The sequence below is a fragment of the Marinomonas vaga genome, from assembly GCF_055388305.1.
The window spans coordinates 1,871,336-1,887,437 of record NZ_AP043903.1; the positions used below are offsets into that span (position 1 = coordinate 1,871,336).

A 16,102-nucleotide genomic window follows, 5' to 3' on the forward strand; every position below is an offset into this window, starting at 1 on the left:
GCGTGTTTTGAAAGCGAGGCGTGAATAAATTTTGATGACTATTTTGAATCGTGTGAGGGCTGACCTCCACACCAAATTTACCCGAAAGGAGATAATCAACATGAAATTCAAACACGCTACGTTAGCTTTGTGCATTATGGGGGCGTCCTCTTACGCTGCGGCAGAATGTTCCACTGTTCGATTCTCAGACGTAGGCTGGACCGACATCACAGCAACCACAGCGGTTGCGTCCACTGTGCTTGAGGGCTTGGGTTACAACACCCGCACACAGCTTTTGTCTGTGCCGGTAACCTACACGTCTCTTGCGAACAAGGATATCGATATCTTCTTGGGTAACTGGATGCCGACCATGGAAGCGGACATCGCTCCATACCTTGAAGCAGGCACAGTAGAAGACCTAGGTCCAAACCTTACGGGTGCAAAATACACCCTAGCGGTTAGCCAAAGTGCTTTTGATGGCGGCGTAAAGAGCTTTGCTGACATTGCTAAATACGCTCGTGAATTCAAAGGCCGTATCTACGGTATCGAGCCAGGTAACGACGGTAACCGTCTGATCCAAGACATGATCGATCAAAACGCTTTCGGTCTAGGTGACTTCCAGTTGGTGGAATCTTCTGAAGCTGGCATGTTGTCTCAAGTTAGCCGTAATGAACGTCGTAACACTTGGACAGTTTTCCTAGGTTGGGAACCACATCCAATGAACGCCAACTTTGACATGGCTTATCTTGAAGGCGGTGATGACTTCTTCGGTCCTAACTACGGTGGTGCCAACGTGCATACCAACGTACGTAAAGGTTACCTACAAGAGTGTCCAAACGTAGGTAAATTGATCACCAACCTTGAGTTCTCCCTACAAATGGAGAACGAAATCATGGGGGCAATCCTAAACGACAACGAGAAGCCTGAAGCCGCTGCAGAAAAATGGCTAAAAGCGAACCCAGCGGTTCTAGACGCTTGGTTAGACGGTGTGACGACTCAATCTGGTGGCAACGGTCTTGCTGCAGTGAAATCGTCTCTTGGCCTATAAGTCTTAATTCATTGCATATCAGGATGAGCGCTCCTGGGGGCGCTCATCCATGTGGTAAAAATATTTTCGGAGAACTTGTTATATGAATTGGCTTACGGACCATAAAATCCCCCTAGGCGATACCATGGAGACCTTTGTAAATTGGTTGATCGACGTCGCTGCATTCTTTTTTGACTTTATCTCGCTTACGCTTGAGACCCTGATCTTCAACTTGGTAGACGCCCTAGAGTGGATGAATCCGTTTGTCGTAGTAGCCCTTGTGGTAGCGTTTGTTTACTGGCTGCACCGAAGCATTGGTCTAGTGCTCTTTGTGGCAGCGTCATTCTTTTTGATCATGAACCTTGGTTACTGGCTTGAAACCATTCAAACATTGGTACTCGTGGTAACGGCCACCGCTATCAGTGTCTTGATCGGTGTTCCACTGGGTATCGCAGCAGCGCATCGACCTGCTATGTACACCATATTGCGACCTATTTTGGATCTTATGCAAACCATTCCAACGTTTGTGTACTTGATTCCGACTCTTATTCTATTCGGTCTAGGTTATGTGCCTGGTCTGATTTCAACGATCATTTTCGCCATTGCGGCACCGATTCGCCTAACCTACTTAGGCATCAGTAAAGTGCCCAATGAGCTGCGTGAAGCGGGCTTAGCGTTCGGCTGTACCAAATCTAAATTGCTTTACAAAGTGGAGTTACCAGCCGCAATGCCAAGCATCATGGCGGGCGTAACCCAATGTATCATGCTGTCCTTATCCATGGTGGTTGTGGCAGCACTGGTAGGTGCCGATGGCTTAGGTAAGCCAGTTATTCGAGCACTTAACACAGTGAATATTTCTCAAGGCTTCGAAGCCGGTGTTGCGATCGTATTGGTTGCCATCATGCTGGATCGAATTTGTAAAACACGTTCATCAAACGCGGAGGGTTAATCTATGCCAATGGTTCAAATTGAAAACCTAGACATCGTTTTCGGTAACCAAATGCGAGAGTCTCTGCGTCTATTGGACAAAGGCTTAAGCCGCCCTGAAATCCTAGCGGAAACAGGGGACGTTATCGGTGTACAAGATGCCACTATTTCTGTTGAAGAAGGTGAGATTTGTGTACTGATGGGCTTGTCTGGCTCAGGAAAATCCACACTGCTACGTGCCATTAATGGCCTAAACAAGGTGGCCCGTGGCCGTTGTTTAGTACGTGATGGTGGCCGCATGGTGGATATGGCGAAGTGTGATGAAAACACGTTACGTCATATGCGTACAAACCGCGTATCTATGGTGTTTCAGAGCTTTGCCCTGATGCCATGGCTAACCGTGCTAGAGAACGTTGCCTTTGGCCTTGAAATGCAAGGTGTGGGCAAAAAAGAGCGTGAAGATCGTGCCTTGAAACAGCTTAAAATGGTGGGCTTGTACGAGTGGCGTAACAAGAAACCAGATGAACTGTCTGGTGGTATGCGCCAGCGTGTGGGCTTGGCCCGTGCTTTTGTAATGGACTCCGACATCCTGTTGATGGACGAACCGTTTTCGGCATTGGACCCTCTGATCCGCTCCCAATTGCAAGACGAACTGATCGAGCTACAGAAGCGTCTGAAAAAGACCATTATCTTCGTAAGTCATGACTTGGACGAAGCCCTAAAAATCGGTTCTAAGATTGCCATCATGGAATCAGCTCGCATCATCCAAGAAGACGTGCCTGAGCAAATCGTATTGAATCCAGCCACAGAATATGTGGAAAAATTCGTAGCGCACACCAATCCACTGAACGTATTGCGTGGACGTGCATTGATGACGCCGGTGGAGCAACTAGGTACTCAAGAGGGTCAATGTAAGCTTTCTGACCACCTATGGGCGAATCTGCAAGATGGTAAGCTAGAAGGTGCCACCTTGCATGGTGAGCCGGTGACGATTGCTCGTTGGGACCACGGTATGGACATCGAAGACCTACCAGAAAACGCAGTGGTCGTGGCGCCAATCGATATCTCCATGCGCGACGCGGTGGAGATCCGCTACCAGTCTAAACTTGCACTCTTGCTGGAAGATAACGGTAAATGTGTAGGCGCTCTGGCAGACCATGACTTCTACCATGCCTTGCTGGGTAAACACTTCAGCCGAGCGTCTTAATATTGATTTGGTGAAATTAAAACGGAGACAATTAAAATTGCACCGGAGACAAAAAAGTTTGTGTGTCTCCATCTGGCTGAAACTTAAGGAGAATTTCTGTCTCCGAGAATTAGCCCTCTGTCTTAAAAATTAGCCTTTAACTTAAGGCCTAAAATACAAAGCCCTCATAGTTGCATGCTGTGAGGGCTTTTTTTGATAAGTGCACATGTATTGATGTCGGCAAGTTCTTAGAAGTGCGTTAGTATCAGTTATACACTCTGCTACTAAATTACGGACGATTTGCATGCCTCAAGGGATTAACAAAGCCAATCTTACTGAAACCGATATCATCACCAAGCTCGTCCTTCCTGCGGTCAAAAGTGCAGGATGGGATGATATGACCCAGATCCGCCAGGAAGTGAAACTGAAAGACGGTAAAGTGGTGGTTCGGGGGCAGATGGCTGCTCGTCAAAAAGTCAAAGCCGCAGACATCGTGCTTTACCACAAAACGGGGATGCCGTTAGCGGTCATTGAGGCTAAAGCCAACAAGTTTGAGATTGGCAAAGGTATGCAACAGGCCCTTGGCTACGCCGAGCTTTTGGAAGTGCCATTTGTGTTCTCAACCAATGGCAATGGCTTTTTATTCCATGAAAAAACCAATACCGCACAGATTGAAACTGAAATTTCCTTAGAGGATTTTCCAACGCCTGAGCAGCTGTGGCTCAAGTTCGCCCAGTGGAAAGGCTATGAAACCGATCAGTTGCCAATTGTGACGCAAGATTATCATGATGATGGTACTGGCAAAGCTCCGCGTTACTACCAGCTTCAAGCGATCAATAAAACGGTTGAAGCGATTGCCAGAGGCCAAGACCGTAACTTGCTAGTAATGGCAACAGGCACTGGTAAAACCTATACGGCCTTTCAGATTATCTGGCGCTTATGGAAGGCGCGTGCGAAGAAGCGCATTCTGTTTTTGGCAGACCGAAATGTCCTCGTGGATCAGACATTCATAAACGATTTTCAGCCGTTTGGCTCAGCCATGACGAAGATTAAAAATCGTAAGGTTGATCCATCCTACGAGATCCACTTAGCGCTTTACCAAGCCTTAACTGGGCCTGAAGAAGCGCAAAAAGCCTACAAGCAAGTAGACCCAGACTTCTTCGATCTGATCGTTATCGATGAGTGTCACCGTGGCAGTGCATCAGAAGACAGTGCTTGGCGTGAGATATTGGATTACTTCAGCAGTGCGACTCAGGTCGGTTTGACTGCGACACCAAAAGAAACAGAAGAAGTGTCCAACATCGAATACTTCGGAGATCCGATCTATACCTATTCACTGAAACAAGGTATCGAAGACGGTTTCCTTGCACCTTACAAAGTCATCCGTGTGGATATTGATATCGATGTTCAAGGCTGGCGTCCTAACAAAGATCAGACCGATAAAAACGGTCATGTTATCGAAGACCGCATTTATAACCAGAAAGATTTTGATCGATCCATTGTCATTGATGATCGAACCCAACTGGTTGCCGAAACGATCACGAACTACCTAAAACGCACCGATCCGATGGCCAAGACGATCGTCTTTTGTAACGACATTGATCATGCAGAGCGTATGCGTCAGGCTTTGGTGAACCTTAATCCTGAGCAAGTCAAAAAGAATGAAAAGTATGTGATGCGCATTACCGGCGATGATGACGCAGGTAAAGCTCAACTAGATAACTTTATCAATCCCAAAAAAGCGTACCCAGTGATCGCAACGACTTCCGAGCTAATGACCACGGGCGTAGACGCTAAGACCTGTAAGTTAGTGGTACTGGATCAAGGTATTCAGTCGATGACTAAGTTTAAGCAGATCATTGGCCGTGGCACACGTATCGATGATAGATACGGCAAACTTTGGTTTACCATTTTGGACTTCAAAAAAGCGACTGAACTGTTTGCCGATCCACGTTTCGATGGTGAGCCAGAACAAGTGAAAGTGACTTGCCCTGGTGACTTTGAAGATGATGAGATACTCGACACCATTATTGAAGGTGATGAAGACGGTATTCTAACCGATGAAAATATTGATCCAGACTCTGTTCAAGAACCGGAGAAAGAGTATCAACATGATGATTCGAGCTCATCAGATAACGGTGATTACAACCTGACAAATGATGACTGGAATGACGAAGACAAAGTTCGTAAGTTCCACGTCAAAGGTGTGAAGGTCAAAACCCTAGCTGAGCGTATCCAATACTACGATTCCGATGGCAAATTGGTCACAGAGTCCTTTAAAGACTACACCCGTAAGACCATTCATAAGCAGTTCGCCAGCCTTGATGAATTTGTTAAAAAATGGCAAGACGCTGATAAGAAGCAGGCCATTATCGAAGAGCTGGAAGAGCATGGTGTGATCTGGGAAATCCTAGAGCAAGAGGTCGGTAAAGACCTCGATCCGTTCGATATGATTTGTCATATCGTATATGATCAGCCGCCTTTGACCCGCAAAGAGCGTGCGAACAACGTCAAAAAGCGCAACTACTTCACGAAATTCGATGGTGTGGCTCAGGAAGTACTTAGCCGCTTATTGGATAAATACGCCGATGCGGGTGTGAATGAAATTGAAAATATCAATGTGCTAAAAGTGACACCATTCGATGAACTAGGCCGTCCCCTAGAAATCATCAAAAAAGGCTTTGGAAGTAAAGAGTCTTACTTCGCCGCCGTACACGATTTAGAAAACGAGCTATACCAGCCTAAATCCGCCTAATACAAAGCATTACAGCCAAAGAAACGTAACTTTTGGCTGTAATGATCTGACGTTTACGTCACTACAGAATTCAGTTAATAGAGAAACTTATGTCGATCAGTACCGTTATCAAATCCATTCAAGACATTATGCGTAAAGACGCCGGTGTAGACGGCGATGCCCAGCGCCTAGGCCAAATGTCTTGGCTACTATTCATGAAAGTCTTTGATGCACAAGAAGAAGAAGAGCTAGAATTTGAACTGGACGACTACAAAGCCCCGATTCCAGAAAACTACTTATGGCGTAACTGGGCTGCCGATCCTGAAGGCATTACCGGTGAAGAGCTTTTAGACTTCGTAAACGATGATCTGTTTCCTGATATGAAAGCGCTGAACGCTCCGCGAGATTTAAACCCGCGTGGCTTTGTGGTGAAAGAAGCGTTTAGCGATGCCTACAACTACATGAAAAACGGCACCTTGCTGCGTCAGGTGATCAACAAACTCAACGAGATTGATTTTACCGACTCTCAAGAGCGTCACTTATTTGGTGATATCTACGAGCAGATTTTGCGTGATCTACAAAGCGCGGGTAACGCCGGTGAGTTCTATACGCCACGGGCTGTGACTAAGTTTATTGTTAACCGTCTTGATCCAAAGTTGGGCGAGAACATCATGGACCCAGCGGCGGGCACAGGTGGTTTCCTTGCCTGTAGTTTTGACCATGTTAAAGACAACTACGTAAAAACCACCGAAGACCATCAAATCCTGCAAAAGCAAATCCATGGCGTAGAAAAGAAACAGCTGCCGCATTTACTATGTATCACCAACATGATGTTGCACGGCATCGAAGTGCCTTCACAAATCCGCCATGGCAATACGCTTAACAAACCGCTTTCTAGCTGGGACAGCGATATCGACGTGATCGCAACCAACCCACCCTTTGGCGGTACGGAAGAAGACGGTATCGAAAAGAACTTCCCAGCGGAGATGCAAACCCGTGAAACAGCGGATTTGTTCTTACAGCTGATTATTGAAGTGTTAAGGGAGCCATCAGCGGGTAAAGAGGGAGGTAGAGCGGGCGTGGTACTGCCAGACGGTACCCTATTTGGCGAAGGCGTGAAAACCAAAATCAAAAAGCTACTGACCGAAGAATGTAACCTGCACACCATTATGCGTTTACCCAATGGCGTGTTTAACCCATACACGGGTATCAAAACCAATATTCTATTCTTTACCAAAGGCCAGCCAACCAAAGACGTTTGGTTCTATGAACACCCGTACCCAGACGGTGTGAAGAACTACAACAAATCCAAGCCGATGAAGTTTGAAGAGTTTCAAACGGAAATCGATTGGTGGGGTAATGAAGAAGATGGCTTCGCCAGCCGCGTCGAAACCAACCAAGCGTGGAAAGTGTCTATTGATGACATCATCGCCCGTAACTTCAACTTGGATATTAAAAACCCATACCAAGAAGAAGTAGAAGTGCATGATCCAGAAGAGCTACTGGCAACTTACCAGCAGCAGCAATCGGAAATCAGCGAACTGCGCCTACAGCTGAAAAACATCCTAGGCGATGCCCTAATGAGCACGGCAAACAGCCAACAAGACGACTCAGAAGAGGAACGTGGCTAATGGCTGAGCTTCACTCTCTACAAAAAGACCTTCCACAAAAAGACAAGGTACAACAGCTGATTACCCAGCATATTGATCTCTGGACGGGCGCGGTCAAAGACAAATCCAGCGCCGGTCGTGGTGGCAGTAGTAAGCGAGAGCTTTACGGCATTAAAAAACTGCGCGAGCTAATTTTAGAATTGGCGGTACGGGGCAAACTGGTCGCCCAAGACCCAAATGACGAGCCTGCTTCGGTCTTGCTAGAACGTATTGCCGCAGAGAAAGCCGAACTAGTGAAACAAGGCAAAATCAAAAAGCCCAAAAAACTGCCAGAGATTAGCGAAGAGGAAAAGCCCTTCGAGCTACCGGAAGGGTGGGAACTATGCCGAATCGGTGAGCTATTTAATTCCATAATGAGTGGTGGCACTCCTAGTAAAAGAAATAATGATTACTGGGATGGAGATATACCTTGGGCTAGTGTAAAAGATCTCGGTTCTAGCCTATATCTAAGCCAAACTCAGGATCATATAACAGAGCTTGGTTTAGAAAATGGTAGCAAAGAAGCCCTGAAAGGAGATTTATTAATCTGTACTCGAATGGGGCTAGGTAAAATTGCTATAGTGGAGCATCGTATGGCTTTCAATCAGGACTTGAAAGCTGTTTCCTTGACTTCGTTTTTACTTCCTTTGTATTTTGTAAGGTTCTATTCAACACTCAAAATAATCGGTACTGGAACTACAGTCGCGGGTATTACACAAGAGCAGCTCTTAAACTACACTATGGCTCTCCCGCCTAAAGCCGAGCAACAGCGCATCGTCGCTAAAGTCGATGAGCTAATGGCGCTTTGCGATCTTTTGGAGCAGCAAACCGAATCCAGCCTCGATGCTCACCAAACCTTGGTGCAAACCCTACTGGATACTTTGCTACAAAGCGCTGATGCCGAAGAACTAGAGCAAAACTGGCAACGCCTAAGCGCCCACTTTGATCTGCTATTTACCACTGAGCAAAGCATCGACCAGCTTAAACAAACCATCCTGCAACTCGCCGTGATGGGCAAACTTGTACCCCAAGATCCCAACGACGAACCCGCGTCGGAGCTACTCAAACGCATCGCCGCTGAAAAAGAAGAGCTGGTTAAGCAAAAGAAAATCAAAAAACAGAAACCACTACCGCCGATCAGCGACGATGAAAAACCATTTCAACTGCCCAAGGGGTGGGAGTGGTGTCGAGCTGATGATATTTGTTATGGCATCACTTCAGGATCAACTCCACCGAAAACAGAGTTCAGCGATGGTGAAGGTGTACCTTATCTTAAAGTCTACAATATCAGGAACCAGAAAATAGATTTTGAGTACCAGCCTCAGTTTGTAAATGAGTCTTATCACATGACTAAGTTGGCGCGATCAATACTTAAGCCTGGTGATGTTGTTATGAATATTGTAGGCCCACCGTTAGGTAAGATTGCGATTATTCCGAGTACGTATGACGAGTGGAACTGTAATCAGGCAATTGTTTTTTTTAGGGCAATAGATTCGCGTTTAAGATTTTATATATATCAATATCTAGTAGCTGGACTATTCCTTAACTCAATAGAGCTAATTGGTACTGCTGGGCAAGATAATATCTCTGTGACAAAAAGTAGATCTATTGTGATTCCTATGCCGCCTTTATCGGAACAGAATCATATCGTAGCCAAAGTCGATCAATTAATGGCTCTTTGCGACCAACTAAAAGCCAAACTCGCCGACAGCAAAACCACCCAGCTAAACCTAACCGATGCCCTTGTGGCACAGGCGGTGTAGATCATTTGTAAGTAGGTAATAAAAAGGCGACTGAACAGTCGCCTTTGAAGTTGAACTTTACGCAAGCTCAAATTGATAGAAGGGTTTTAAGCGATTAAGCGCAATGGCGACGGCTTTTTCATGAAAGATTTTACTCTTTCGAGTTGCTGCTCCGACACCTGCTGGCCATTTGCTGATACCGTCCATTAGCGCTGCTTTATTGGGCTCGACTTCCTCTTTGTGGACTAGCCAATCCAGAGTTGACAGTAGCTCAAGGCCGAATGGGGTCTCGAAACCATCAATGAGTTTAATTGTTTCTGTCAAAGCCGCTTTATAAGGCTTCATTTCACTGCTTTTCAGATAAGCCTCTAAGCGTTCTTTTTGAGCATCATCAAACCAGATTACATCAAGGGGATCACTATCGCTGATACGCTTTTCACATTTTAGATAAGTACCATCCAAATGATCTAAAACATGACGAAGACGGTCTGCATAGGGGCCATAAATATTAGCTTCAAAACGCAAGTCTAAAGGGTTGTTTGTTAATTCTGGGTGACGCTCGATAGATCGTTCTAAGAACCAAGCCAGTTTTTGAACTTCCAGTAAGCTGCACTCAACGCCCAGCGTCCAATATTGACGAACAAGCTCTGCGATCATGGCGCGAGCAGGTGTCAGTTTGAGTTCACCTTTGCGTTTAGCTACATTTTGATATTGGGACGTTGGCTCGTAGACATATACATCCACATGATCCAAATCTGCAAGAATTTGCTCAATATGCGGTTTCACCTCATCCCAATTCAGTTTTCCATTGCCTGCACCTAATGGAGGAATGGCAATAGATCGCACATTGTTCTCAATAATAAATGACCTCAGATCCTTCAGTCCCTCTACAATCCATTCCATTTTGGAAGGGCTACGCCAGTGTTGCTTGGTTGGAAAATTTATAACCCATTGAGGGCCTGTGAGTTCATCTGTTGAGGTGACAAACATCTTACCTGTTTGTACTTGCTTAGCTTTACAGGCTTGCGCGTAGATAGCCATGTTTTTAGGAAAACGCTCTTTAAACATCAGCGCGATTCCTTTGCCCATTACACCTACGGTATTAACCGTGTTAACTAGGGCATCTACCTCTGCGTCGAGCAAGTTACCTTGTGTGTAATGAATCATATTAGAAATACCATTGCGTCATTTTGTAGACCTCTAGGGCAAGCGATCTTACCTGAACAGCTTGCTCCAGCTGAAGCTTAATTTCTTCAGTATAACAAATAATCCCTAATAAGCTCTGAACAGGAAGGTGCTGGTAGACAAGCGCTTCTGCTTGATAACGCTCTACTTTTTCTGGATCGTTTGCATCACGCTTGAAATCTCTATTTTGCAGAATGTTCCAGTCTAGGTTGCTTAAGTCGTTATATTCATTGAAAAACTCTGCCAACTGAGTGTAGGCATGTCGATCAGTGAATACGAAAGGAATACCGTGTTCCAGTAGCTTTGGGATTGATGAAACCAATATGACTATTTCTTCGTTACGTCTTTTTGCCACGCTGATTCCAGTATAGATGTTGTACATCATGGGAGAAAACGGCGTGAAGTAAAATGGAACGTAATCGCTTAATGTTCCGTATGGTTCAATAGGAACTGCCCTTTGTGTCCTTTTTTGAATCAGCTCAGGATTACCAATGGCTTCATAGTTAGGAGACTGAACAGCTGAATTTGCACAGTACAGCCCGTTTTCTAGAATCCAAGGGATATTACTTACATGGACAATACGCCATATAAGGCCTTTTTGAGGGTTCAAATTCTGATAGCGACCTGACATGTTTTACCCTTCAAAAAACTCTTCATCAATCTTTTTAAGATGGAGAGTTTGTTCGTCACGACTGCCAATGTTGTATCGTAACATGAGCTTAGCGAGCTCCTTTCCGTTCACAAGAACTATTCGGCTACTGAGTTGATGAGCTGTATCTTTGGCTGATGCGGTAAAGTCAGAGGTGGTAATAAACAAGCCTTTTTGTGCATTCTTTAGATTAAGTGCTCCAAAGAAATCGCGAATTTCACCAGCACCGACTTTGTTGGTTTCTGCATAGCGTTTGGCTTGGATATAAATCTGATCAACACCAAGAGGATCTTGGTTGATTACACCGTCTACACCGTTGTCACCTGATTTGCCCAACGCATGGGCGGTACTTTCTTTTGTGCTGCCGTAGCCCATAGAGAGTAAAAGGTTTATCAGTAGGTGTTCGAAGAATGCTGGTGTGACTTTACGAGTTCGTTCCAGAATATCTTCGACTAATGCGTCATTTATTTTTCTGTAAGAGGCAAGTAGTGCTTCATCAGGTGTGATGTCGTCATCATTTAAGCTCTCTGTTTGCAAAGGGGGTTGTAGGGGCAGCTTTTCAGAGTCATTGTTGCTCTGTAGTTTGAAGGCTATGAACTTTTCAAATTGGTTGAGGTAAGCGTTGTCGATTGTCTCTTTGCTTTTAACTGCCTGTATACCTTGATCAGTAATACTGAAGTGAGCTCGTCGAGTGGCTTCTAGCAAGCCGGCTTTGGTTAAATACGTTCGTGCCCAACCAATTCTGTTGTCTATAACGCGCTGTCTACCGCTGGGAAGGAGTTCGCTACGTTCTTCTTCGGAAAGCTCAAATTGCTCGGCAAGGACATCAATGACGTCTCGAAGTCTTACTTCTTCTTTGCCTTGCTGCTTAGCTTGGTAGGCAACCTCTAGGAAAGGGCGCATAAACTGCTGGTAATTTGGAATCACTGATACGTCCTTTTATCACGAAACTGCTGATACGGTTTATCCTAGAGCGTGCCTTATGTGGGTGCCCTAGATATTACTAATGCGGTCTTACAATAAATCTATCACGTTTTGTCTAGCCACCAAATTATAAGTACCCAATTAGGCCGGAAAAATGGCGCCATGTTGTCAGTGCATCTTCGATGTATGTCAATATTTGTCTGCCTGAAAGGAGGCTAAGGTACTGATGCGTCGATCGAATAGATATTTAAAAAGCCCCTAGTGTGAGAGCACTAGGGGCTTTTTTGTTGTCAGAAGTCAGCGGTTTAGGGAATCGGTTGTTGGGTGAGCTAGTCTTTTTTATCTTGGAAATTAAGGGCTTTTTGGTAGGCTGCGCGTACCCCAGAGTCCACCACTTGTAGGTAGTCCGCGGCTTTCATCTGGGACAGTCCCGCTGCGGTGGTGCCTTGGTAGGATTCGAGGAGTGAGACGGTGTCTGCTGGGGATTGTTGGAGATCCTGAATCAGCAAGCCGCTGCCTTTGAGGGTGGCGTTCACTGCACGTCTGGCCTTGTGAGACGGGATGCCTAGCCCGATGGCTGATTGCTCTAAGGCCTGTGCAAGCAAGGCAGGGTAGCCGGGTCCAGCGCCGGAAATGGCGGTGAGTACGTCAATGTGATCTTCTGAGTCATAGGGATCATGGGCCCCGAAACTGTCGAACAGATCCCCAATCAATTGTTCCAAGTCAGGAGAAAGGTCGCTCTTAGCAAACCAAGGGGTGTAAGACTGTTTTACCGAGCAAGCCCCGTTGGGGAGTGCACGGATGAGGTTTTTTGGATGATGTCGGGTGTGTAAGTCCTCACATGTTACGCCAGCCATAAAAGAAATCAGCGTTTTTCCGGTCATATCCAACGACAGCTCCGCCCAATCTTGTGGTCGGATGGACAATACGATCAGGTCGCTTGCCTCCACCAAGGCTTGGTTGTCCTGAGTAAAGGAGACTCGCTCTGGTAATGTCTGTGGAGCGGGGCGGCGGGAGGAGACAACAAAGCGAACCCCTTGCAGGTTAGGGTGATCGAGGGCGGCATGCAGGAGTGCTGATCCTAACCAACCTAAGCCACCAATAATACCTATGGTTCTGGACTGTGTTGTCATGATTCCCATTACTCCTTGTTTATGTAGCCATGGCGATGTTGGAAGCGGCGCAGTTCACTTTCTGTGGCGTCTTCTCCCGTGAACGCTTTCACATAGCCCGGCACCCATTGAATTCTCACCTCTAATGGCTCTTTGGTTTGCATGGTGATGTAACCGATTTGCACCAGATATAAGGTGCGAGCATGTACTACGGCATCAATGTTCGCTTTGCCGAATTTTTCGAACATGGCGATGAGGGCTGCTAGACGTTCGTCGTCTGCAGCCTGTACCGCTTGGCGGATCTCTTCTGATTGCAGCGACCAGCTTCGAATGGCAAATTCCAGCTTCGAGTCAAAAAGTTCTTGGTCGTACCAGCAGTCAAATATGTTTAAAGCCGCTTCCGGTAAGGTTTCAGCATAGGCTTCGACTTGCTTAATCAAACTGCCAGTATTTTTCCGTTGCCAGTAAGACACCAGCTCCCTGAGTAAGGCTTCTCGATCGGTGAAGAACCAATAAAAACTGGTTCGAGAAATGTTTAAGCGCTTAGCCAGTGTCGAAATTTTCACAGCTTCAATACCCGACTCCAACAAGATCTCTATGGCGGCTTCAAACCAAACTTCTGGTGAACCTCGCCAGCCTGAGTCGCTGCTTGCTTGCTTTTTCATGTTGCTCTAGCCCTTAACTTTTATAGAAATGTACAGAGTCGTTAAGTTGAAATTGTACATTTATGAATATTTTTAAAATAGCTTAATTTATTAATTGACGCATCTGTACATTTTTAATTAGGATCGAAAAAAAGCGGTTAATAAATAACCTAATAAAAAATATGCCAGTCCCATTCACAAAGACAAAGTCACAAAGACAAAAGTCACAAAGACAAAAGTCACAAAAGACATAAGGAGTGCGGTCGTGTCCAATGATCCTCTTTTGCAGCCCTATCAGCTCAAGCACTTGACCCTAAAAAATCGCATTATCATGACCTCCCATGAGCCGGCGTATCCAGAAGATGGCATGCCGAAAGGACGTTACCTTGCCTACCATGCAGAGCGTGCAAAAGGCGGGGTGGCCATGACCATGACCGCAGGTTCCGCTGCCGTCTCAAAAGACAGTCCGCCAGTGTTCAACAATCTACTGGTCTACAAAGATGAAGTGGTTCCTTACTTAAAAGATTTGACCGATGCAGTGCATGAGCATGATACCGCAATCATGATTCAATTAACCCATTTGGGACGTCGTACCCGCTGGGATAAAGCTCATTGGTTGCCAGTGGTGTCGCCGTCCCATCAACGGGAAGCTGCCCATCGTGCTTTTCCTAAACAACTGGAAGATTGGGATATTGAGCGCATTATAAAAGACTATGCGGATGCGGCGGAACGCATGAAAGCGGGTGGCATGGACGGGATTGAGCTACAAGCCTACGGACACCTAATGGATCAGTTCTGGTCACCTTTGACCAATACCTTAGAAGGACCATACGGAGGTTCTTTGGACAACCGTTTGCAGTTCACCTTTGATGTATTAACGGAAATGCGCAAACGAGTAGGCCCAGAATTCATTATCGGCATGCGCTATACAGGTGACGAAATGCTGGCAAATGGCATCAGTCCGGAAGAAGGGTTTGAAATCTCTCGTCGCCTGAAAGCCAGTGGCATGGTGGATTTCCTTAACGTGGTACGGGGGCACATTGATACGGATCCAGGACTGACCGATGTGATTCCGATTCAAGGGATGGCGAATAACCCCCATTTGGATTTTGCCGGTGAGATTCGTGCCGCAACGGGTATGCCTGTGCTGCATGCGGCTAAGATTCCAGACGTAGCCACCGCTCGCTATGCGGTGTCGTCAGGCAAGGTGGATCTGGTTGGCATGACCCGCGCCCATTTAACCGACCCTCATATTGTTAAAAAAATTATCGAAAAACGGGAAGAGCAGATTCGTCCCTGTGTTGGCGCCAACTACTGTTTAGATCGTATTTATCAAGGTGGCGAAGCCCTGTGTATTCACAATGCTGCGTCTGGCCGTGAGCAAACCATGCCTCACATTATCTCCAAGGCTGACACCCAGAAAAAAGTGGTAGTGATTGGTGCTGGGCCAGGGGGACTAGAGGCCGCTCGTGTGGCTGGAGAGCGTGGTCACCAAGTGGTGGTCTTAGAGGCGTCAAGCAAGGCCGGTGGGCAAGTGTTGCTGACCGCACAGAGCGAACGCCGTAGAGAGATGATGTCCATCATTGATTGGCGTATGGCTGAGTGCGAACGACTTGGGGTCACCTTTAAGTTCAATATTTGGGCCGAAGCCGAAGAAGTGGAAGCAGAGAACCCGGACGTTGTCATTGTGGCAACCGGTGGACTGCCAGACACGGAGGTATTGGCCCATGGCAATGACCATGTGATCTCTACTTGGGACATTATTTCTGGAAGCGTGAAGCCCGGCAAAAATGTGCTGATTTTTGATGACGCTGGAGACCATGCAGGGCTACAGGCCGCTGAAATCATTGCTAAGAGTGGAGCCAAGGTCGAAATCATGACTCCAGACCGCGCCTTTGCTCCCGAAGTGATGGCCATGAACTTAGTGCCCTATATGCGTACCCTGCAAGCTCTGGATACTCGCTTTACTGTCACCTACCGATTGCATGCGGTGGATAAAGAAGGCACGACCTTAAAAGCGCATATTGGTAGCGATTATGGCGGCGTGTCTCAGATAAAAGAGTATGACCAGATCATCGTCAACCACGGCGTCATCCCCCTTGATGACATCTACTTCGAGCTGAAGCCTAACTCTACAAACCTTGGGGAAATGTCCCATGATCAGCTCATTGCTGGCGTTGCACAGGATGTCCTGCGTAATCCAGACGGACGTTATCAGCTGTTTCGTATTGGGGATGCGGTGGCCACTCGCAATACACATGCGGCCATTTATGACGCCCTTCGTTTGGTCAAAGACCTTTAGTTAACCGATTGCGTGGGCAGCTCAGGTGTCTGTCCACGCATA

The 16,102-nt window shown here is 46.5% G+C and carries 12 protein-coding genes; 7 read left to right on the forward strand and 5 right to left on the reverse strand.

Translation table 11 applies throughout. From position 1 onward, the window contains the following. Positions 1-100: 100 nt before the first annotated feature. From ACZ5DR_RS08675 to ACZ5DR_RS08700, 6 genes are all read left to right on the forward strand, one after another. On the forward strand, positions 101-1,027 hold the full coding sequence (locus ACZ5DR_RS08675; protein WP_377368525.1) for a choline ABC transporter substrate-binding protein: 927 nt from the start codon (positions 101-103) through the stop codon (positions 1,025-1,027). Between the two features lie 82 nt (positions 1,028-1,109). Beyond that, complete coding sequence (gene choW, locus ACZ5DR_RS08680) at positions 1,110-1,955, forward strand: choline ABC transporter permease subunit (protein WP_377368523.1); 846 nt, start codon at positions 1,110-1,112, stop codon at positions 1,953-1,955. A gap of 3 nt (positions 1,956-1,958) precedes the next feature. Then, positions 1,959-3,140, forward strand: coding sequence for a choline ABC transporter ATP-binding protein (choV, locus tag ACZ5DR_RS08685; protein ID WP_377368521.1), 1,182 nt, complete (start codon positions 1,959-1,961; stop codon positions 3,138-3,140). A gap of 283 nt (positions 3,141-3,423) precedes the next feature. Then, on the forward strand, positions 3,424-5,874 hold the full coding sequence (hsdR, locus tag ACZ5DR_RS08690) for an EcoAI/FtnUII family type I restriction enzme subunit R (protein ID WP_464543903.1): 2,451 nt from the start codon (positions 3,424-3,426) through the stop codon (positions 5,872-5,874). 89 nt (positions 5,875-5,963) lie between these two features. Further along, the gene (locus ACZ5DR_RS08695; RefSeq protein WP_377368519.1) at positions 5,964-7,484 is read left to right on the forward strand and encodes an N-6 DNA methylase; all 1,521 of its coding nucleotides are present in this window, start codon (positions 5,964-5,966) and stop codon (positions 7,482-7,484) included. Further along, positions 7,484-9,265 (forward strand): restriction endonuclease subunit S, encoded by a 1,782-nt coding sequence (locus ACZ5DR_RS08700; protein ID WP_377368517.1) that lies wholly within the window; start codon positions 7,484-7,486, stop codon positions 9,263-9,265. The genes ACZ5DR_RS08695 and ACZ5DR_RS08700 overlap by 1 nt, the downstream gene beginning before the upstream one ends. A gap of 57 nt (positions 9,266-9,322) precedes the next feature. On the opposite strand, the gene darG is transcribed toward ACZ5DR_RS08700, so the two are convergent. The 5 genes from darG to ACZ5DR_RS08725 form a co-directional block, all read right to left on the reverse strand. Then, positions 9,323-10,411, reverse strand: coding sequence for a type II toxin-antitoxin system antitoxin DNA ADP-ribosyl glycohydrolase DarG (gene darG, locus ACZ5DR_RS08705; protein WP_377368515.1), 1,089 nt, complete (start codon positions 10,409-10,411; stop codon positions 9,323-9,325). Between the two features lies 1 nt (position 10,412). Then, positions 10,413-11,060 (reverse strand): type II toxin-antitoxin system toxin DNA ADP-ribosyl transferase DarT, encoded by a 648-nt coding sequence (darT, locus tag ACZ5DR_RS08710; protein WP_377368513.1) that lies wholly within the window; start codon positions 11,058-11,060, stop codon positions 10,413-10,415. A 3-nt stretch (positions 11,061-11,063) separates the two neighbouring features. Continuing rightward, positions 11,064-12,005, reverse strand: coding sequence for a restriction endonuclease (locus tag ACZ5DR_RS08715; RefSeq protein ID WP_377368511.1), 942 nt, complete (start codon positions 12,003-12,005; stop codon positions 11,064-11,066). Positions 12,006-12,331: 326 nt separating this feature from the next. After that, complete coding sequence (locus ACZ5DR_RS08720) at positions 12,332-13,135, reverse strand: pyrroline-5-carboxylate reductase family protein (protein WP_377368509.1); 804 nt, start codon at positions 13,133-13,135, stop codon at positions 12,332-12,334. A gap of 8 nt (positions 13,136-13,143) precedes the next feature. Next, positions 13,144-13,779, reverse strand: a complete 636-nt coding sequence (locus ACZ5DR_RS08725) for a TetR/AcrR family transcriptional regulator (protein ID WP_377368507.1) — start codon at positions 13,777-13,779, stop codon at positions 13,144-13,146. 244 nt (positions 13,780-14,023) lie between these two features. Here ACZ5DR_RS08725 and ACZ5DR_RS08730 point away from each other — a divergent pair, with 244 nt between their 5' ends. Further along, the gene (locus ACZ5DR_RS08730) at positions 14,024-16,060 is read left to right on the forward strand and encodes an oxidoreductase (protein WP_377368505.1); all 2,037 of its coding nucleotides are present in this window, start codon (positions 14,024-14,026) and stop codon (positions 16,058-16,060) included. Positions 16,061-16,102 lie beyond the last annotated feature (42 nt).

What these genes read in the sequence shown, in the direction of transcription:
- ACZ5DR_RS08675 (WP_377368525.1), top strand. Translation starts at nt 101, where the DNA reads ATGAAATTCAAACACGCTACGTTAGCTTTGTGCATTATGGGGGCGTCC.
- darG (WP_377368515.1), bottom strand. Translation starts at nt 10,411, where the DNA reads ATGATTCATTACACACAAGGTAACTTGCTCGACGCAGAGGTAGATGCC.
- choW (WP_377368523.1), top strand. Translation starts at nt 1,110, where the DNA reads ATGAATTGGCTTACGGACCATAAAATCCCCCTAGGCGATACCATGGAG.
- choV (WP_377368521.1), top strand. Translation starts at nt 1,959, where the DNA reads ATGCCAATGGTTCAAATTGAAAACCTAGACATCGTTTTCGGTAACCAA.
- hsdR (WP_464543903.1), top strand. Translation starts at nt 3,424, where the DNA reads ATGCCTCAAGGGATTAACAAAGCCAATCTTACTGAAACCGATATCATC.
- ACZ5DR_RS08700 (WP_377368517.1), top strand. Translation starts at nt 7,484, where the DNA reads ATGGCTGAGCTTCACTCTCTACAAAAAGACCTTCCACAAAAAGACAAG.
- ACZ5DR_RS08695 (WP_377368519.1), top strand. Translation starts at nt 5,964, where the DNA reads ATGTCGATCAGTACCGTTATCAAATCCATTCAAGACATTATGCGTAAA.
- darT (WP_377368513.1), bottom strand. Translation starts at nt 11,060, where the DNA reads ATGTCAGGTCGCTATCAGAATTTGAACCCTCAAAAAGGCCTTATATGG.
- ACZ5DR_RS08720 (WP_377368509.1), bottom strand. Translation starts at nt 13,135, where the DNA reads ATGACAACACAGTCCAGAACCATAGGTATTATTGGTGGCTTAGGTTGG.
- ACZ5DR_RS08725 (WP_377368507.1), bottom strand. Translation starts at nt 13,779, where the DNA reads ATGAAAAAGCAAGCAAGCAGCGACTCAGGCTGGCGAGGTTCACCAGAA.